This window comes from Leptospira yanagawae serovar Saopaulo str. Sao Paulo = ATCC 700523, from assembly GCF_000332475.2.
In the GTDB taxonomy this organism is placed as follows: Bacteria; Spirochaetota; Leptospiria; order Leptospirales; family Leptospiraceae; genus Leptospira_A; species Leptospira_A yanagawae.
In genome coordinates, this window is sequence record NZ_AOGX02000015.1 from 701,442 (window position 1) to 719,592 (window position 18,151).

The window sequence follows — 18,151 nt, forward strand, 5'->3', positions numbered from 1 at the left end:
ACAAGGAAAAACGAACCATGAACCAAACCATTCCAAAAGAACATAAATTTGATTTCGACGTGATCATCGTTGGGTCAGGATTTGGTGGTTCTGTTTCAGCCTATCGACTTTCACAAAAAGGATACAAAGTTTTAGTGATCGAGTCTGGAAAACGATGGAAGGCTGGTGACTTTCCTAAAACCAATTGGAGTTTGCGTAAGTATTTATGGATGCCAAAACTTGGTTTTTACGGAATCCAAAGGATCAACTTACTCAATGATTTTTTACTTGTCAGTGGATCAGGAGTTGGTGGTGGATCACTCGTATATGCTTGTACATTGTATGTTCCTTCTTCCAAAGTTTTAAACTCGCCATTGTATTCCAAAATGGGTGGGGAAAAAGCATTGTTACCTTATTACGAAGTAGCAAAGCACATGTTAGGTGTAACTGAAAATCCACAATTATGGGAACCCGACCATTTATTATTAGAAACGGCAAAATCATTTGGTAAAGAAGATACATTCCGAAGAACACCAGTAGGAATTTATTTTGGAAATAAAAAAGATCCAAAGGATCCATTTTTTGATGGAGAAGGACCTGACCGCGATCCTTGTATTTATTGTGGTGGTTGTATGGTTGGTTGCCGCCACAATGCAAAAAATACATTGGATAAAAACTATTTATACTTAGCAGAAAAGTTAGGTGCCTTGATTTTACCAGAAACAAAGGTTACATCACTCATTCCACTCAATGTAAAGGGAATCCCTGATCCAGAAGCAAGTGGGGAATTTGGATATGAGTTAGAAACAAATAGTACAACAGGTTGGTTTGGGTATCCCAAACGAAAGTTTCGATCAAATCAAGTAGTTCTTTCAGCTGGAGTTATGGGAACCGTTGGTTTACTTCTCAAGATGCAACAAGAAAACAAAATGATTCGTTTGTCAGAGAAGTTAGGTGATACTGTTCGTACCAATAGCGAAACGGTTTTACCAGTCACGGTTCCTGGAAGTCATAATGCAGACTACTCAAGAGGGATTGCGATCACCTCTTCTGTACATCCAGATGAAAACACTCATATCGAACCAGTAAGGTATTCCAAAGGATCAGATTTTTTTGGAGTGATGGCGAGTGTGATGACAGACGGTGGGGGAAAATTTCCAAGACCTTTGAAATTCTTTTGGACAATGGTTCGTCACCCTCTTTATTTTTTAAAAGCCCATAATCCCTTTGGTTTTGCAAAGAATTCGATCATTTTACTAGTGATGCAAACTGTAGATAATAGCGTACGACTTGTTCGAAAGAGGAGGTTTGTTTGGCCTTTCCAAAAGACATTGACATCAACACTTTCCACTGGAGAGCCAACACCAACATACATTCCAATTGCCAATGCTTTTACGCGTAAATTGGCAGAAATTGTAGGTGGTATCCCACGTAGTTCTTTAAATGAAACTCTATTATCGGCGCCAGTCACAGGTCATATCATGGGTGGTTGTATTGTGGCAGAATCACCGGAAAAAGGAGTGATCGATTTAGAAAACAAAGTGTTTGGTTATGAAAACTTGCGAGTTTGTGATGCGTCCATGTTAACCGTGAATTTAGGTGTGAATCCAAGTCTCACCATCACTGCTTTATCGGAAAGAGCCATGAGCCTGATCCCTCCGAAGGAAACAAAAGAAATTCAATTTTTGAAATTTGAAGTGAAACGAGGATTTGATAAAACGATTGGATTCAAACAGACGAAACGTGTTGTTAAAAAATCGACAACCAAACAGAGACAATTATTGTAACAGGAATGGATGTCATTGAGGTAGCAAAATCGGGAAGTATACAAGAATGGGATGAAATCTTAAAGCAAGGTGCCGATCCCAATGAATTGGATTCCTACGGTACCAATGCACTCTCTTGGATGTTGAAAATGGATCATGTTGGTTTATTCCAACATGCGATCATAACTGGTGCCGATCCAAATTCACCGTATCGAACTCCAGGCAATGTGATCTTTGATGCGGTCAGTCAAAACCGCACTCAATTTATAGAAGCTTTGATTGCAACGGCAACCTACTGGAAATCATCACCTCATTTGCACACTCGAGATAAGGAAGGAAACACTTTATTTCATATTTCACTTCTTGAATCAGCAGAAAGTTTATGGGAGACCATCCATCCTTGGATTTCCCATGAAGAAATGATTTTAAGGAATGAATTAGGGAGATCCATTTTTTTAGAAGCAGTTGTGGAAAATCGAATTGAGATCATTTCCTATCTTTTAAAAACATTTCCAGAGATCGTAAGCCAAACAGATAGTGAAGGTAAAAATGCACTCCACTTGGCTTCCGAAAGGAATTTAGACGAAGTTTGTTCTATTTTACTTGAAGACAGAAAATTCAAATTAGAATCAAAAGATAACTTTGGTAATACGGCTTTGTTTTTGTCTGCATCTGCCGATGGAGTGGAATCCATGAAAGAACTTTTGTATGCAGGTGCGAACCCTTTCGTTTGGGGAGAAAATGAAGAATCCATCACGAGGTTACTGGATCGAGAAAAATTTGGACATTGCCTCAAATCTTGGAAAGATTTTGTGATTCAAAAAGCGATCTTAGGTGATGTATATCCCTTCAGAAAAGAAATGATCCAATACATCAAATTAGAAAAACCTTTTAAACCAGAAGAACTCGCCAAAGCAAAGTTAATTGACTTAATTTAAATCAAAATGAATTCAATCACAACTTTCTATTTCTGCGGAGTGGAATCATCTCCTAAAAATTTAGGTCCATAATTCCCTTCTCTGTCTGAATGATTTCGTTCACTCCTAGGACGTTCAAAGGTATAATGTTGTTCGATATTGGTTTTGAAAGGGGCGTTTTCAGGTGATTCCCCATATTGTTTGAGTTCATTTATTTTTAAAACTGTCCTTGGGTGTTTGCCAAGCCTTCCTTGGAATTGAAAAAAGGTCGCCACTGATTTATCAACTTGATGGTGTCCGTCTGGGTCTTCGACAGCTTTTTGGTTCACCCAACCAGGTTCTTCCCACATGACCAACTTCTCGATCCTTTGTTTCACCATCCTTCTAGCATCCACAAATTGTGTAGGAGTTTGGTTCACTTGTTCTCCTTCAATTTCGGAATGATGAGATCCTTTTTGATCAATCGTATCTGTTTTGACCTTGGGGTTAGATGTACCAGGTCCTATTTTTACAGCCATTAAATCATTCTCTGATAAATCAGATGGAATGACTAAAATGGATTCTTTTGCATCAAAACTTGGGAATACATCCCAAGGATCCGAAATATAATTGAATAAAAAATTACCTGCATTAAGTTTTACCGTATAACCACCATAAGCCGAAGTTGGATTTCCGCCATCTGATCCCATATTCCCTTTTGCCACATACAATATGGGATGGTTGTTTAGGGAATTGATATTGTTAAAATTTGTATCGAGTAATATATGATTGTGACCTGTAAGTAAAATTCGTTTTGGTTTTCCATCTTTGGATATCAGAAGTGCATACGATTCCAGATCACCTTGGTGAATGTTTCCAAATTTTGTTGGGCCTTCATTCCAATCATACCAAATCCAATAAGACACAACCATATCACCGTTCCCAACTTCATACCAATAATTGGCATCATCACGAAAACCTGGTAATGCTTCTTTTTGTGTTCCTGATACCGTTGTTTCAGCATACCTCACATGGTAATACAAGTGAGTTGGGTTTTTGGTTGGCAAAAATTCCGGGAAGGAAACAAAATTCCAAGTTGTTTGCCCTTTTGTTTTCCTTCGAAGATCCTTTTCCGGCAATGGGTATTCCTGCGAAGTAAAGAATTCGGAATATTTCTCTATGTTAGATGGTAAATGTTTTTTATCTTTATGGAATACTAGGATTGGTGCAAATTTTTTGGCTATTCCTTCCTGGATGCGATTTGGAATTTTGTTTTCTTGGCTGACAAATCGAAATTCCTTCGTGAGATTTCCACCTAATTTAAGTATGTCGTCTGGAGAATACCAATACGGATTGTGGCCAGGGGAAAACTTGCCGTGAACCTTTTCAATGCCTGTGATGCGAATTGCCAAATGTGTCCAATGGTTTGGAAGTGTTTGATTTTGTTTTAAGCTGGCAACATTCGTTTTGATTTTTCCTAACTCATATCGATTTTCTAAAATAGGAATATAACAGTTTTTAGATGTTGGATCTTGGCATAAAAAGAACTGGAGTGAAAAGGATATCGGTTCTCCGACAAGGTCCTTAGGGATCGCTGATAATTTCAATTGGAGAGAGAGGGAACTTGGAAGACTCGAGGGATTAGTTGTGTTTTGCGTCGTTTTACATTGGTAGGTAACAAAAAAAACAAAGAGGATTGTGAAGAGGCAGTTTGTATGTTTCATAAAATCAGAATTCTTTTAGAAATAAAAAAACCCCTGAAATCAGGGGTTTTTCAATAAAAGGAAGAAAGGAATTACTCAGCGTCTTTCTTTGCTTTTTTTTCTTTTTTGGCTTTCTTAGCTTTTTTTGCCTTTTTATCGCCGTTTTTGTTATTCTTTTTCTCTTTTTTCTCACCGTCTTTGTTGTTCATTTTATCTTTTTTAGGTTTAACGGTTTCAGAAGCTTCTTCTGTTTGCATTGTTGGTTCTTCGTCTGCTTCCGCTGTTTGTGCAAACAAACCAAAACTGCTAAAAGAGAAAAGAGTTAGAATCACAAGAAATTTTTTCATTTTTTACCTCGTATCGAATGTGCGACCAATTAGATACTACTTCGTCGATTATACAAGATTAAATTTGGAACGATCTTGTTTATTTTCCGACACAAAATTTGCTAAAAATTCGACCCAGAATTTCCTCATTTTCGACAGTCCCATTCACTTGCCCAATCTCTTGTAATGCGACATTGATTTCTTGGATGTAAATTTCCGCTGGAGCACCGTTTTCCATCAGTTGGATGGCTTCTGACAAACAAGATTCAATTTTTTGAATGTGATACCTTTGTCGGTCTTCGAGTAAGACCAAATCCTCAGTATCATCTTTGGAGGTAAGTTTTGATTTTAATAATTCTAATAATTCGGGGATTCCTTGTTTTGTTTTGCAAGAAATTTCTGAAATCGTGAGTTGGAATTCCTCTTTGAAATTATGAACGGATTCCATTTGCCATGATGGGTGTTTTGCATCGATTTTGTTGGCTACGATGAGTGAACCAAACAAACGATCTTTGTGTTTTGCAAAAAAAGTTTCTTTTTCGAAGGGAAGGGATGTATCGATGAGAAATAATTTAACATTCGCACTATCTGCTTCTCGTTTACTTCGTTCGATTCCCATTCGTTCGATAGTATCATCTGTATCTCTAATGCCAGCTGTATCAACAAGTCGAATGGGAATGCCATCCAAACTTAATTCTTCCGCTATGTAATCTCTTGTTGTGCCAGGAACATCAGAGATAATTGATCGATCTTTTCCAATCAAAACATTCATAAGACTCGATTTACCCGTATTAGGTTCTCCATACAATACAACTGTTGATTGTAAGATAAAGGATTCTGCTCTCTCTGAATCTTTGATCAGTTTAGAACATAAATTTTTGAGGGCAACCATTCGGTTTTTTCGTTCTTCTAAACTTTCGAAAGTGAGGTCTTCCGTTGAAAAATCAATTTCGGCTTCACATTCCGCTTTGAGTGAAATTAAATCACTTCGGATTTTAGAACTTAATTTGGTGATCTCACCGAATACGTTTTTTTGTGCGAGTTCCAATTCGAATTTGGACCTTGCTTCAATCAATCGACTAATGGCTTCTGCCCCAGACAAATTGATTTTTCCATTGAGATACGCACGTTTGGTAAATTCACCTTTATCTGCAGGTCGTGCTCCTTTTTCCAAAAGTACATGGAGTGCACGTTTTAATAAAATGGGATTTCCATGTAAATGGAATTCGGCTAGATCTTCACCTGTGTATGAGTTAGGTGCTGGATAATAGATAAAGACAATTTGGTCGAGAGGTTTTCCGTTTTCCACAAAGTCGCAGAAAATGGCAGATCGTTTTTGGTTTTGTATGAATGTTTGAGTTAGGGGAGTTCCGTTTTTTTCTAAAACGGCAAGGGAGATGGGCAAAACCAATGAACCCGAGACCCGGAGGATACCAATCGCTCCTGGGCCTTGGGCAGTGGACAATGCCGCTATGGTATCAATCAAGATCTTCTTGGTCTACTCCATCTGCAAAATCTTCAACAGGCAGACCTTTTTTTGACGGATCTTCTAAGTCTTTGTATTTGTGTTTTTCTTTTGCTGAAATGACACGTACACGTTTAAATGTTCCGTTACCTTCTGATCTTGTGAACACTCTTTCGTCTTCTTGGATTGCCATGTGGACAATCCTTCTTTCAAAAGGATTCATTGGATCGAGTAGTTTTGACCTTCCTGATTTAATCACTGAAGCAGCTACTGATTTTGCCAATCGGATGAGAGATAACTCGCGTTTGTCGCGATATGATTCGATATCCAAAACAATTTTACGATTGTGTCGGATTTTTGGATCCACCATAAGATTAAGAAGGAATTGGAGCGAATCCAAAGTGCCTCCACGTTTTCCAATGATGAGACCAGATTCTTTACTGGTTAGTTCCACATAAATTTTTCCGTCTACGTCACCCATTCCTACAACTTCTGCAGGGATTCCCATCTTTTTCAAAATGGTGATGATCACCCCATGGATGATTTTTTCTGATGGGATGTCCGTGTTAGCAACAAACGCGCGTACAACGGCAGGTTTTTTTTGAGTGATTCCTAAAAAGCCTGACTTTCCGGAATCAACTACTTCGAAACGTAAATCGCCTGCTTGGAGACGAAGGGTTTCGAGAGTGTAATCTTCTGCTTCCCCTTTCGTTTTTCCTTCGGCTTCGAAAATGTAATTATTCATCTGTGATCTTCCTTGTTAAACAATGATTTCATTTCTTTTTTTTGTTTTGGTTTCTAAAACCAGGCCTTGCCACTGCTTGTGAGTTGTTAGCAGGAGCCGGTCCACCGTTTGTCGGTTTTTTATCCTCAGACTTACCAAACTTGTTTGTATACACTTGTTGTGCGATGGACAAAATGTTTTGCATCGTCCAATACATCGTTACTCCCGCAGGCATTGACCAAAAGAAATATAACATAATGACAGGCATCATGTACATCATCATCTTTTGGTTTGGATCTGTAGAAACTGTTGTCATTTTGGATTGGACCACTTGAGTTGCTACCATGATGAGTGGGAGGATGTTGATGGCTAACGTTCCAATGAAGGCTAATTTTGGTGTTGTGAATACTGTATCAGGTTCACTTAAGTCTTTGATCCAAAGAAAAGGGGAATTCCAAAGGTCTACCGTGTCTGAAAATGCCGTATACAGTGCGATAAAGATCGGAATTTGGATGAGCATTGGAAGGCAACCCGCCATCGGATTGGTTCCATTCTTTTTATAGAGTTCGATCGTTTTTTCTTGTTTGAGTTTTGGATCGTCTGCATATTTCTCATTGATGAGTTTGATTTGCGGAGATAACTCTTGCATTTTCTTCATTGACTCCGCTTGTTTTTTGTTCAGCGGATAAAATGCTAATTTGAATAGAATGGCAAAGATAACTATCGCCCAACCGTAGTTTGGAATCACCAAATAAATTTTCTTTAAGATCCATACAATCCCATTGCGAAGTGGAGTTGTGATCCCTTGGTTGAATGATTTGTCGAGAGATTCACTTAAGCCCGCAAATGTTGAGTCTTTGTTGATTTTCGGATCGAGTTTGCTATCGCGGAATGCAGTTCCATCCAACTCACGAACTCCTACATAGGCCGCATAATCTAAGTTAACTTCTTCACCAGGACCAAGTTTCCAATTGTCATAAACAAGTAGGACTCCAGTTTCGTTACCTTTTCGGTTATCCAGTAAAACACCTGCTGGTTTGTCGTCTAGTGGATCGATCACACCGATAAAATAACGACTTCCTGTTCCAACAAAATCAACTTTGTCGTTAGAACCTTTTTTGATTTCGTAACGAGTGTCTTTTCCTTCGTTGGATCCAAATAAATTGTCAAAAAATCCTTGGGTGGTTGTTCCATCAATATGGTCTTTAAAACTTCCATCTAAATAGTAGTAACGAAAGTAGTGAGCATTGTCGCGGTCATTAAAGTCTTCTTTTTTCTTTAAGATGGGACCAAGGGAACTAAAGGAACGAAAGTATACATCAGATTTTGTTGGAGAAATGTGAATGGTTTCAGATGTTTTGTTTTTTAATGTTAAATGGAACTTAAAGTAATTTTCAGAAGGGAAAAATTGGAATTTTTTCTGGATCGTAAATTTACCATCGATAGATGGTGCTTCAAAGATAACAGTTTTGGTATCGGCATTGTAACTAGAGCTGAAGTTAACTAAGTTATATGCAGAAAAAGGAATGGTGTCTTTGTCTTCAATGATGTTGAAGTCAAATCCTTGTCCTCTTGTGAGCTCTACTGCTTTTTCAGTTTGGCCATCAAAATCAATTTGGAACTTTGGGTCTTTTGCAATTACAAATTCAGAACCATCTGGTTCTTTATGATCTTTGATATAATATTCAGTGATCCTTCCACCCAAACTCGAAAATCGAACTAAAAACGAATCAGTTTTTAACGAAAAGGTTTTTACATCTTCTGGTTTGACTGGATTAAGTTTTGTCGATTCAGATGTTGCCTTTTTGATTTCAGCTTTTGGACTGGCATTTGTTGTTTTTTCTTTTTCCGTTCCCTCAGTTTTAGCAGCCTCATCAACTGCTTTTGGTTTTGGAGGTTGTGGTGGAAAAAAGATATAATTGATCCCCATCCATACTGCTAAACTTAAAAATAAAGCGAGGAATAAGCGACCTTGTCTGTTAGTGGAATCGTTTTGCATAATTTAACTCTTGTTATAAGATTTCGGTAAAGGGTCATGCCCACCTTCATGATAGGGGTGGCATTTTGAAATTCGAATGATACTTAAAACAAACGCTTTGTACCAAGGATAGGTTTCAAACGCTTGTTTGGCGTATTCAGAACAGCTAGGAGTGAATCGACATGACGGAGGTAATAGGGGAGAGAGCAGTTTTTTGTAGAGGAAAATAAGAAACAAAAACAGCCGATTCATGGGAATTGTTTTAGTGCCGAAAGGAATAAAACCTCTCGGTCTTCCTTAGATAATTTCGCAAATCCAACCTGCACAAGTAGCGCACAATCGAATCCTACTGGGATCAGAGAAAGATTTTTCCGAACCAACTCTCTTAGAATTCGTTTCGAACGGTTGCGTAGAACGGCAGTTTTGTGAGTTTTATCGGGGCAAAATAAAAAACTGGCAAAAGGTTGGCCGTTTTTCCGAACAAGCCAACGAAGTGGAGGCTTGCCCATTTTTCGATTCTGACGAAAGAGTTCCTGGATCCTAGTTTGGTCGCGAAGGGTCTCCGAAGGAAGCTCCTAAATTAGAACTTTCTCCCGATTTTTTCGTCGGAAACAGTCAATTTATAACGTCCCTTTCTTCTTCTAGAAGCTATCACATTTCTTCCGCCTGGGGTAGCCATTCTGGCTCGGAATCCGTGAGTTCTCACGCGTTTAATTTTACTCGGTTGGAATGTACGTTTCATGAAACACCTAATTTATCTATATATGATCGCAAAAATATGAGGTCTTTTGAAAGGTTTTTGGTACCCCCATGGAAGTCAAGGGGAATTGGGAAAAATGATTGGACAGCAAAGATCTTATGTGACATAAGACCCATTCCATCAGTTCCTTCCAGGCAAAACCCTTCTTGCTTTCCCACCTTCCCTTGTCGATGGTTACAACGGAAGGGGAAACAATGAAACATTTGGTTTATGCTTTGTTTTGGTTTTTCCCTGTTCTATTGATTTGCATCCAGGGATTGGGTGCCAACCCAAAGAAAGTCATCCCATCTCAAAAATTGCGGGATCCAAAGCTTTTCAGCTTACAAATCGCCATCCAAGAGTCCATCCTCTACTTTCAAAAACTCCCACAAGATACAAAGTTTTTGTTCCATGGGGAAACATATTCACCAAATGAAATTTTACACCCTCTGCAAAAGATTCAAAAACAAATCCACCTCTATGAAACTGCGGAACTCCTCACTGAAGTGAAAAAACTTTTCCAAGAAGTGGAACTAAAAACAGGGAATGATCTCCCACTGATCACTGGGTATTATGAAGTGAGGGTCCAAGGAAAAACCAAACTAGAGGGGCACTATGCTCACCCGGCACTTGTCCCACCCATACGAGGAAACGTAGACGCAAAAGTTGTCTCCTTTCCACGAGAGTATTGGAAAGAAGAATCCCATTGGAAATCCCATTCGCAAGCAATCGTTTTCCTTCGTTTGACGGATCTCCACTTGGCACAATTGGAAGGATCAGCGATCGTACAAACGGAAACAAAGGAAGTCTTTCGAATCAATTATTCTTCTGACAATGGGTTGGATTATGTCAGCCCATCTGTTCATTTAACTGGTGTTTGTCAAAGTTTGAAGCCATATCATCTTTCGAATTGTATGGAAACAAATCCAAACGAAGTAACAGACGCGATCTGGAAAAATCCAAGGTATATTTTTTTTGAAAAAGAAACAATTCATAATCATAAATCCAATTCGATTCCCATCGGACCATTGGGAAGTGGTGGCATACGTCTTGTAGAGGGAAGATCGGTCGCAATGGACAAACAAATTCCTCTTGGATTTCCAGTCCTTTTGAGTTTTCCTTCCACCAAACAGACATATCATGACCATCTGGCATTTGTTCATGATCGAGGGAACGCCATCCAAGGCGAAGGAAGAGTTGATTTTTATTTAGGAAATGGTTTTGGAGTTGATGAGGTTGCAAACCAACTGTTAACCAAAGGAAAAGTGGTGTTACTAGTTCCACGAAAAAAAGACTGCCAAACTGTTTCACCAAAAAAATGTAACCGTCGGCAATCAAAATCAATGGAATGATCCTAATAAAAAAATCTTAGTCTAAATGATTTTTAAATTTAAGGATCCTATGGTACTCATTTCATAGAACTGAGTCCAATTTGGTTTCCTTCAGAATCTTCACAAATGGATACAAATCCAAATTTGCCGATTGAAAACTTTTGCCGAACTAATTTTCCACCAAACGATTTTAATTTTTTTTCATCCAGTAAACAGTCTTCAACACTAAAATAAACCATAGTACCACCTAATCCAGGTTTCTGGTACTTTGATTCCACAAGGGCACCAGAAGAACCATAAACAGACATATCCGAAGAAAAAACTTTCATTTTTGTTTCACCAGTTGGGTCGATTAGATCTTCTAAGGTTTGTTGGCATATAGTTTCATAAAATTTTGTGGCTCTATCCAGTTGATTCACATAGAGATCAAACCAACCAATGGCATTTGTTTTTGTCATATCATTATCCTCCATCATGAAAGGTTTTGTTTTCATGATGATTGACTTTACTTCAAAAATGAAAGTTAAGATTGTATAAATCAGACATCGAATTGTTTGAAATATTCTTTTGGTGTGTAACCTGTGATTTTACGAAAGGAGTGTATGAAATGAGATTGGTCTGTGTAAAAATCTAGATAATGGCCTTTTAATGCCTTTTGTAATCTTAAAATTTTTAAAAAATCGTGTGGTGAAAATCCTGTTGCCTCTTTGAGTTTTCGTTGTAACTGTCTAGGAGATAAGTTTCCATATACTGCCATATCTTCTACCGACTCAATCTCATCCAAATTTTCTAAGATTAAACTTACTAATTCATTTTTCTTTACAATTCCATCTTTTAATAATGTTTGCACAAGTTCTGAAAAGATTTCAGAAAAATTTTCAAACTCTAAATTTGAAAGACGGTTTGCCGTAGCCACGAGAGGTAAGTTTCCTATGTAAGGTTGGTCCACAAATCCAGAAACGATTTCTTTTGGATTCCCTTGCCACATTCCCGGCAAAAATTGAATGCCTGTATAATGAAATTTTTTACCTAAGTTGAGAGTTACATATTCCGTTTTTCTCATCGTGACTGCGGCAATTTTTGTATCCAATAAATTAAGTAACACATTCACACAGGCATCCGGAATCACATGTAGGATAAAATCTTCCTCTAACTTCTGAACAGTTTTCATTTCCCAGTAAGAATGGACAATGTATTGTAATTCGTTCGGAACCTGTGTTACCTTGAAGGAAACAGCATGGAACTTTTTATGAATGCCATCGTTGATTGGATCGTACTTCACAAAAGTTTTTCCTTTCTAATTCCTCTTTCATTGGATTGAAACATTAGTGATGATCAATTCATTTTTAATTTGATATGCCACGGTAGAAAATTGAAAAAATAGATTCGATTTCAGTATCGACTTCGATTGGATACTTGGGTGCTAAGACAAACTTAGTTATCAAAAAACTGGCACCTAAACTGAACGAAGCACGTACGATTTGATTTGGATCTAAGTCCTTGCGAATATCACCTTTTTCTTGAAAATAATGAAAGGCTTCGAGCGAGGTATCATACAAATTCATTTTCCACAATTGTCCAAATATCTCTGCAAATTCTTTTGAAAATAGAAGAGCGCCAAGCAAAAGTTTTAATTTTTGTGGTTCTTTGGCAACAGCATCATACCTTGCTTTTAATATCCCAGTATACCAATCCTTAAAATTTGGATTCAAAGTTTTGAGTCTATGTTTTAAATCCGTCATATGTCCTGGCAAAATTGTCTCAAAAAGTAAACCAGATAACACTCGTTTGTATAAATCATTTTTTGTAGGGAAATATTTAAATAAAGTGCGTTCTGTAACTCCTGCTTGTTTTGCTAGTTCTGCGGTTGTGGCACCGCTAAATCCTTGTTCTGCAAAAACATCCTCAGCTGCATACACTATATCTTTTTCCTTCTCAGTTCGTGGGTTTTTGTAGGATTCAAATTCATTTTGTAGCAGTTTTAAGGTAAGTTTCATGAATATTTTCTAACTCGTTAAATCTCATTTTTTTCCAATCGTTATTTTTTTCGATTGATTTTTTGTATAGTATTTACTTTACAATGAATTTAGCTAGGTATAGTGTATACTATACACGGGAGATTGTCATGAAACGAGTCAAATTAGGTTTGTTACCCAAACTTGAAATTGAGTGGCTACGTAAATCTGTAGATTCGGCTGAATCAGGAAGGGAAATTTTACCTGATGGGCGAGTCAAGTATTGGATCCGACATGAAATTCTAGATGGAATTGAACCGAAAATGTTGGTTTGGTGGTTTCAAAATCTGGAAGGAGAGATGGAATACAAAGGAAAACATTACAATCGATACCATGTATGGCATCCAGAAGACCATGTTCATGTAAGTTACGAAAAACGAAAAGAAGATGGTTCGATCGGACCTGGTGCCGTATTACGAATCGTCGAATATCTGGGCCGACAAAAAAAATATTTAGTCAATGTAATCAGTCCGATTGAAAAATTGGATGAGGATGGATTCATCCACAATCCTAAATTGTATGGGTTGTTCCCTTTAGCAAGAATGGAATATCGTTTCCAACAAACCAAAGATGGAACATCTTATGAGAATTGTTTAATTGTTGGTTGGAAGGGATTTTCTTTTCGTTTCTTTAGACCAATTTTTGAATTTCTATTCTTTGACAAAAAACATGGATATGCTTGGATCAAACATAATATAGAAGAAGTAGGTCAGTTCCAAAAATTTTTGCCTGATCTCTATAGGAAAGAAAATGAAAATTTACGGTGATAGCCAATCGGGAAATTGTTATAAATTACAGTTAGTTGCTTCTTTTTTAAACATAACCTATGAATGGATTGAATTAGATATCAAAAATGGAGATACGAAAACCGAGTCATTTCTCAAATTAAATCCAAACGGGAAAATTCCCATCCTTGTGTTAGATGATGGTAGGGTTTTATCTGAATCAAATGCGATTTTAAATTTTTTGGCCGAAGGAAGTGATTTAGTTCCAAACGATTCATTTGATAGGGCGAAAGTATTACAATGGCAGTTTTTCGAACAATACAGTCATGAACCTTATATTGCTGTTGCAAGATTCATCCAACATTACTTAGGAATTCCTGCTGATAGAAAAGTGGAATACGAATCAAAACAATCTGGAGGACACAAAGCCCTTCGTGTAATGGAAATCCAATTGGAGAAAACACCGTATTTAGTCGGTGAATCGATGACACTAGCAGACATTAGTTTATTTGCTTATACTCATGTAGCCCACGAAGGTGGATTTGATCTAACTGAGTATCCTAAAATCAATGGATGGATCCAAAGGATTCAGAATCAAAAAGGTTTCATTCCAATGAAATCAAGGTAATTGGAGGTTACAAATTTCCTCATCCGTTTCAATTTCTATTGTTGTATGAACAATTGCAAATTTGATAGCAATGTTTCTGATTTGTTCTTTGATACTTTGGTATCGATTTGGTTTCAATTTTTTATCAATCAATACATGAAGCGAGGCCACATGTTGGTTTCCATCCAAACTCCAAATTTTGATGTCGTGAACTGACTTCACACCTTTAATTTGTTCCCATTGTACGATCAAATCTTTGCGATCGAGAGTAACGGGAACGGCTTGTAGAAAAATTCGCATCACTTGTTTGGTATTCCCATATGCATTATATAAAATCCAAATTGCAATCCCTAACGATAACAATGGATCAATCCATGGCACTTCCCAAAAATACATTAGGATACTTCCGAATAACACGGCGATCCATCCTAATATATCTTCCAAAAAATGCAAAAAAACAGCTTTTTCAGAAAAACTTGACCCATGTTGCAATCGAAACATGGCAATTCCATTTACGACAACACCAACAATGGCAAGCAAAAACATGACATCCGCTTTCGATTCTGCAGGTGATAGAAATCGTTTAACGGATTCGATGATCATAAATACAGAGCCAACCGATAATAAAACTGAAATAATTAGAGCACCTAATATGGAAAAACGTTTGTATCCATAATCGAAATGCCGATCAATCGGTTTCGTAGAAACTTTTTGTAAATACCAAACAAATGCAAGAGAGAACGCATCTCCAAAATCATGGAAAGCATCAGAAATGATAGCGATACTATTGGAATAAATCCCACCCAATAATTCAAAAATAGAAAAAAATAAATTTAATACAAAAGCCCACGCAAGATTTTTAGATGCGGAGGAATGATGGTGTGAATGGTTGTGGTCTTTGATTTTGTGATTAGAATGATCGTGGCCATGTCCCATAAGGATAAAATAAAAACCAAATCAATAGAATGCAACCAGGAAAGAAATCATTTGTATGAAGGTTGGGTTCCGAAATATGCAATACAATAACATTCAAAACGCTTTTTAGAGATCTTTTGCAATTCTATTTCATTCGAATAGGATGATTGGTTTTGAATAGATGTAACCTTGCACGATATGGCAGGAGGTTTTTTTCAAATGTTGGATTTGTTCTTCCCTTTCGATTCCTTCTGCAATGGTTTTTAACCCAAGGGAATCTGCGAGATGGCAGATTGATTCCAATAACAGAAAATTTCGATCGGAGATTGCAATGTCATCCAAAAACGATTTATCAATTTTTAATTCATCAAATTGAATTTTTTGCATATAGTGCAAAGAAGAATATCCTTTTCCAAAATCATCCAAAGAAACGGAAATTCCATTTGCCCGAAGTGAGTTCACAATTTTTTCTATCGTTTCAACTTCATCTAAGAAAACATCTTCTGTGATTTCAAAAATTAATATTTTAGGATCAATGGATTTTTCTTTTAAATAACCGATGATATAGTCATTGAAGTTTGGATATAAAAAGAAGATAGGTGAGATATTAATCGAAATTTTAATTTGATTCCCATATTTATGGAGTAAGTTTGGAATCTGGCTGATCACTTTTTGGAAAATATTTTTCCCAAAGGGAACAATCAAATCTGATTTGGTGATGATGGGAATAAATTCTTCTGGCGAAATTTCTCCATATTCCTTTACACTCCATCTAGCAAGTGCTTCCAACCCTACAACTGATTGAGTTTTGATATCTACTTTTTCTTGGTATGCAATTCTAAATTCGTTTGAATGAATTGCTTTCTCTAATTGGTTTTTAAGTTTTTGTTCCCTTTCGATTTTCTTTTCCATCTTTGGATCAAACCAAACAAGAGAATTGATGGAATTTTCCCTTGCAACATTCATCGCGATGGAAAGTTTTCGGATCACTTCATCCAATGTATTGGCTTCTTCTGGAAATCGAATTCCGGAAACTCGGTATTGTAATCTATGTCCTAAACGATCTGGAGTGAGGATTTGGTTATTATTTAAATCAAATTTAACGATGGCATCTTCAATCCTTTCGCGAGAAGAGTTTTCAATCCAAAGGATAAATTCATCCCCACCCAAACTGGCAATAATGGTGTTGGGTCTTTCTTTTGTGTATTCTTTCAATACGTTTCCAATTAATGTTAAAATTTGATCACCAAATCCAATTCCATGTAAGGCATTGATGACTTTGATTCCTTTGATATTAATGAGTAAAACAAATGTATCTTTTTGGCCTGAAGAGATCCGGTTTTGAATCGATGTTTCAAATAAATATCGATTTGGTAATTGAGTTAAATTATCGTAAAATGCTAGTTTGTCGATGTATTGGTTTGACTTAAGGATTTTTGCTCTCGATTCTTTTAGATAAATAATATTTTTGATTAGTTTTGCCCTTAACCTTTGGATTAAAAATCCGGATAGGATTGAGAATATAACCAAACTAACCGTCTTGAAATACCATTCTCTTGGACTTTGGTTTCGAATGCCTAACTCATCTGGAAAGACTAGGTAAGAAGTATAAACTGAAATTCCAAAAATTGCAGGTATGATGGAGATGAAAAGGGCTGATACTAAACTTGGTAATGGTGGTAAAAAAACAAAAAAAGATATGATGATAAAGGCAAGTGACATCTCACCTGTTCCCAATAAACCACTCCGAAAAAATGATAATACCGAAATAAAAATTGCTGACCCAATGAGCGTCAAGATGCGAACGATGAGTGGAACTTTGTTTTTGAGTAAATATTCTAGAAAAAATAAAAAGGAAATTCCGATGTCTACGAATAGAAAAACATAGTCAATTTCACCCTTGTTTGTGAAGAAAGGGATGAGATGCAAACAAGCCGCGACTAAAAAAAGTAGTGAAGTAGCGATTAAAAATCTTCTGAGTAGTGGTCCCGTATCTTTACGGAAATTGAGCCAGTAGACGTAATTTCGTTTGGTTGTACTCATATTGTCCCTACAGTTTCATCTTGTCTAAAGGCGGCAGGTTTAAAAAAGTCTTTTCGAAACAAAACGTCAACACTATCTTATCCTCATTGTGTCCTCTCCTAATGAATTACCGCCGAAGTCACCACAAGAATCTGCTGTTGAAACCCGTCATATCGTTTTGCCTAATGATGCCAATCATTATGGTACTGCGTTTGGTGGTGCAATCATGAGTTGGATTGACTTAATTGCTGCAATGTCCGCACAGAGGCATTCTGGTCGCGAAGCTGTTACCGTTAGTATCGATCGGATCAATTTTATCACACCCATCCAAATTGGAGACCATGTCAATTTGAAGGCTATGGTCAATTATGTTGGAACCACCTCAATGGAAGTAGGTGTGCAAGTGAACCGTGAAAATCCTTATACAGGAGAAATGGTTCGTGCAACAACCGCCTATCTATCGTTTGTTGCATTGGATGAAACTAAAAAACCAGCTCCTGTTCCACCATTGAAATTAGAAACGGAATTGGAAAAACGCCGTTATGCGGAAGGGAAAATGCGGATCGAAATGGCAAAAGAATTTGCCGCAAAAATCAAAGCAGGTAGAAAAACCCTTTAGTCTTCAAATCGTTCGTACTCTGCAATTTGCGTTGTACTTTCTACTGATGGTACAAAGTATGTTTCCCGTATTTTTTTATAATCTGGATCTGCGAAGAAACTTTGTTTTCTTTCTTTGTTTTTGAAATAAATGAGAAATACTCGATTGATAGGGTTTTCTGTTTCTGATTTTAAAGTTTCTTGGATTTTGAAGTCATAACGAAATCCACCTTCATATTGTTCCAAAATGCCCTTCATTGCATTTCGATACTCTGCATAAAGGTTTTCATCTTTGACTTGTAAACCAACGATTGTTTCGAATGATAAAATTTCTTTTTCCATGGATACTCTCATATCATTTAA

At 37.1% G+C, this 18,151-nt stretch carries 19 protein-coding genes and 1 pseudogene; 6 read left to right on the plus strand and 14 right to left on the minus strand.

The annotated features are described in order from the left end of the window. Positions 1-17: 17 nt before the first annotated feature. Complete coding sequence (locus LEP1GSC202_RS07025; protein WP_015677019.1) at positions 18-1,766, plus strand: GMC oxidoreductase; 1,749 nt, start codon at positions 18-20, stop codon at positions 1,764-1,766. Between the two features lie 5 nt (positions 1,767-1,771). Beyond that, on the plus strand, positions 1,772-2,683 hold the full coding sequence (locus LEP1GSC202_RS07030; RefSeq protein ID WP_015676426.1) for an ankyrin repeat domain-containing protein: 912 nt from the start codon (positions 1,772-1,774) through the stop codon (positions 2,681-2,683). Positions 2,684-2,709: 26 nt separating this feature from the next. Here the strand turns inward: LEP1GSC202_RS07030 and LEP1GSC202_RS07035 are convergent, their stop codons facing one another. The 8 genes and pseudogenes from LEP1GSC202_RS07035 to rpmH form a co-directional block, all read right to left on the minus strand. Beyond that, positions 2,710-4,365, minus strand: coding sequence for a hypothetical protein (locus LEP1GSC202_RS07035; RefSeq protein ID WP_015676491.1), 1,656 nt, complete (start codon positions 4,363-4,365; stop codon positions 2,710-2,712). 71 nt (positions 4,366-4,436) lie between these two features. Beyond that, complete coding sequence (locus LEP1GSC202_RS07040; RefSeq protein WP_015677234.1) at positions 4,437-4,691, minus strand: hypothetical protein; 255 nt, start codon at positions 4,689-4,691, stop codon at positions 4,437-4,439. A gap of 79 nt (positions 4,692-4,770) precedes the next feature. Next, positions 4,771-6,156: a tRNA uridine-5-carboxymethylaminomethyl(34) synthesis GTPase MnmE gene (mnmE, locus tag LEP1GSC202_RS07045; protein ID WP_015676652.1), complete on the minus strand. Its 1,386-nt coding sequence runs from the start codon at positions 6,154-6,156 to the stop codon at positions 4,771-4,773. After that, positions 6,149-6,880 carry an RNA-binding cell elongation regulator Jag/EloR gene (jag, locus tag LEP1GSC202_RS07050; protein WP_015677384.1) on the minus strand — a complete coding sequence of 244 codons (732 nt, stop codon included), beginning with the start codon at positions 6,878-6,880 and terminating at the stop codon, positions 6,149-6,151. Before jag ends, mnmE begins: the two co-directional genes overlap by 8 nt. Before the next feature lie 28 nt (positions 6,881-6,908). Further along, positions 6,909-8,858: a membrane protein insertase YidC gene (yidC, locus tag LEP1GSC202_RS07055; protein WP_015677349.1), complete on the minus strand. Its 1,950-nt coding sequence runs from the start codon at positions 8,856-8,858 to the stop codon at positions 6,909-6,911. A gap of 3 nt (positions 8,859-8,861) precedes the next feature. Continuing rightward, on the minus strand, positions 8,862-9,089 hold the full coding sequence (yidD, locus tag LEP1GSC202_RS19615) for a membrane protein insertion efficiency factor YidD (RefSeq protein ID WP_015676762.1): 228 nt from the start codon (positions 9,087-9,089) through the stop codon (positions 8,862-8,864). After that, positions 9,086-9,391 (minus strand): annotated as a pseudogene (locus LEP1GSC202_RS07060) (ribonuclease P protein component); the annotation flags it as partial. The pseudogene LEP1GSC202_RS07060 and the gene yidD, both read right to left, overlap by 4 nt. A gap of 26 nt (positions 9,392-9,417) precedes the next feature. Then, positions 9,418-9,579, minus strand: a complete 162-nt coding sequence (gene rpmH / locus LEP1GSC202_RS19620; protein ID WP_004785725.1) for a 50S ribosomal protein L34 — start codon at positions 9,577-9,579, stop codon at positions 9,418-9,420. A 212-nt stretch (positions 9,580-9,791) separates the two neighbouring features. On the opposite strand from rpmH, the gene LEP1GSC202_RS07065 reads away from it, so the two are divergent. Then, entirely contained in the window at positions 9,792-10,928 is a 1,137-nt protein-coding gene (locus tag LEP1GSC202_RS07065) for an MltA domain-containing protein (protein ID WP_244147655.1), read from the plus strand. Between the two features lie 56 nt (positions 10,929-10,984). On the opposite strand, the gene LEP1GSC202_RS07070 is transcribed toward LEP1GSC202_RS07065, so the two are convergent. The 3 genes from LEP1GSC202_RS07070 to LEP1GSC202_RS07080 form a co-directional block, all read right to left on the minus strand. Further along, positions 10,985-11,401, minus strand: coding sequence for a VOC family protein (locus LEP1GSC202_RS07070; protein WP_244147656.1), 417 nt, complete (start codon positions 11,399-11,401; stop codon positions 10,985-10,987). Between the two features lie 44 nt (positions 11,402-11,445). Next, positions 11,446-12,189 (minus strand): helix-turn-helix domain-containing protein, encoded by a 744-nt coding sequence (locus LEP1GSC202_RS07075; RefSeq protein ID WP_015677328.1) that lies wholly within the window; start codon positions 12,187-12,189, stop codon positions 11,446-11,448. A gap of 64 nt (positions 12,190-12,253) precedes the next feature. Continuing rightward, positions 12,254-12,904, minus strand: a complete 651-nt coding sequence (locus LEP1GSC202_RS07080; protein ID WP_015676737.1) for a TetR/AcrR family transcriptional regulator — start codon at positions 12,902-12,904, stop codon at positions 12,254-12,256. 128 nt (positions 12,905-13,032) lie between these two features. Between LEP1GSC202_RS07080 and LEP1GSC202_RS07085 the strand changes: the two genes are divergently transcribed. Together LEP1GSC202_RS07085 and LEP1GSC202_RS07090 are read left to right on the plus strand one after the other, a co-directional pair. Further along, on the plus strand, positions 13,033-13,689 hold the full coding sequence (locus LEP1GSC202_RS07085; protein ID WP_015676454.1) for a DAPG hydrolase family protein: 657 nt from the start codon (positions 13,033-13,035) through the stop codon (positions 13,687-13,689). After that, positions 13,673-14,275, plus strand: coding sequence for a glutathione S-transferase family protein (locus LEP1GSC202_RS07090; RefSeq protein ID WP_015676979.1), 603 nt, complete (start codon positions 13,673-13,675; stop codon positions 14,273-14,275). Before LEP1GSC202_RS07085 ends, LEP1GSC202_RS07090 begins: the two co-directional genes overlap by 17 nt. Here LEP1GSC202_RS07090 and LEP1GSC202_RS07095 read toward each other — a convergent pair. Next, complete coding sequence (locus LEP1GSC202_RS07095; protein ID WP_015677036.1) at positions 14,267-15,190, minus strand: cation diffusion facilitator family transporter; 924 nt, start codon at positions 15,188-15,190, stop codon at positions 14,267-14,269. The two genes, LEP1GSC202_RS07090 and LEP1GSC202_RS07095, sit on opposite strands and share 9 nt — an antisense overlap. Before the next feature lie 129 nt (positions 15,191-15,319). Further along, positions 15,320-17,212, minus strand: coding sequence for a putative bifunctional diguanylate cyclase/phosphodiesterase (locus LEP1GSC202_RS07100; protein WP_015676544.1), 1,893 nt, complete (start codon positions 17,210-17,212; stop codon positions 15,320-15,322). Positions 17,213-17,300: 88 nt separating this feature from the next. Here LEP1GSC202_RS07100 and LEP1GSC202_RS07105 point away from each other — a divergent pair, with 88 nt between their 5' ends. Next, the gene (locus tag LEP1GSC202_RS07105; protein ID WP_015676446.1) at positions 17,301-17,810 is read left to right on the plus strand and encodes an acyl-CoA thioesterase; all 510 of its coding nucleotides are present in this window, start codon (positions 17,301-17,303) and stop codon (positions 17,808-17,810) included. On the opposite strand, the gene LEP1GSC202_RS07110 is transcribed toward LEP1GSC202_RS07105, so the two are convergent. Continuing rightward, positions 17,807-18,130, minus strand: coding sequence for a DUF1330 domain-containing protein (locus tag LEP1GSC202_RS07110; protein ID WP_015676764.1), 324 nt, complete (start codon positions 18,128-18,130; stop codon positions 17,807-17,809). The genes LEP1GSC202_RS07105 and LEP1GSC202_RS07110 overlap by 4 nt on opposite strands. Positions 18,131-18,151 lie beyond the last annotated feature (21 nt).

Coding starts and splice junctions, on each gene's coding strand:
- LEP1GSC202_RS07025 (WP_015677019.1), top strand. CDS start 18: ATGAACCAAACCATTCCAAAAGAACATAAATTTGATTTCGACGTGATC.
- LEP1GSC202_RS07030 (WP_015676426.1), top strand. CDS start 1,772: ATGGATGTCATTGAGGTAGCAAAATCGGGAAGTATACAAGAATGGGAT.
- LEP1GSC202_RS07035 (WP_015676491.1), bottom strand. CDS start 4,365: ATGAAACATACAAACTGCCTCTTCACAATCCTCTTTGTTTTTTTTGTT.
- LEP1GSC202_RS07040 (WP_015677234.1), bottom strand. CDS start 4,691: ATGAAAAAATTTCTTGTGATTCTAACTCTTTTCTCTTTTAGCAGTTTT.
- jag (WP_015677384.1), bottom strand. CDS start 6,880: ATGAATAATTACATTTTCGAAGCCGAAGGAAAAACGAAAGGGGAAGCA.
- yidC (WP_015677349.1), bottom strand. CDS start 8,858: ATGCAAAACGATTCCACTAACAGACAAGGTCGCTTATTCCTCGCTTTA.
- yidD (WP_015676762.1), bottom strand. CDS start 9,089: ATGAATCGGCTGTTTTTGTTTCTTATTTTCCTCTACAAAAAACTGCTC.
- rpmH (WP_004785725.1), bottom strand. CDS start 9,579: ATGAAACGTACATTCCAACCGAGTAAAATTAAACGCGTGAGAACTCAC.
- LEP1GSC202_RS07065 (WP_244147655.1), top strand. CDS start 9,792: ATGAAACATTTGGTTTATGCTTTGTTTTGGTTTTTCCCTGTTCTATTG.
- LEP1GSC202_RS07070 (WP_244147656.1), bottom strand. CDS start 11,401: ATGAAAACAAAACCTTTCATGATGGAGGATAATGATATGACAAAAACA.
- LEP1GSC202_RS07080 (WP_015676737.1), bottom strand. CDS start 12,904: ATGAAACTTACCTTAAAACTGCTACAAAATGAATTTGAATCCTACAAA.
- LEP1GSC202_RS07085 (WP_015676454.1), top strand. CDS start 13,033: ATGAAACGAGTCAAATTAGGTTTGTTACCCAAACTTGAAATTGAGTGG.
- LEP1GSC202_RS07090 (WP_015676979.1), top strand. CDS start 13,673: ATGAAAATTTACGGTGATAGCCAATCGGGAAATTGTTATAAATTACAG.
- LEP1GSC202_RS07095 (WP_015677036.1), bottom strand. CDS start 15,190: ATGGGACATGGCCACGATCATTCTAATCACAAAATCAAAGACCACAAC.
- LEP1GSC202_RS07100 (WP_015676544.1), bottom strand. CDS start 17,212: ATGAGTACAACCAAACGAAATTACGTCTACTGGCTCAATTTCCGTAAA.
- LEP1GSC202_RS07110 (WP_015676764.1), bottom strand. CDS start 18,130: ATGGAAAAAGAAATTTTATCATTCGAAACAATCGTTGGTTTACAAGTC.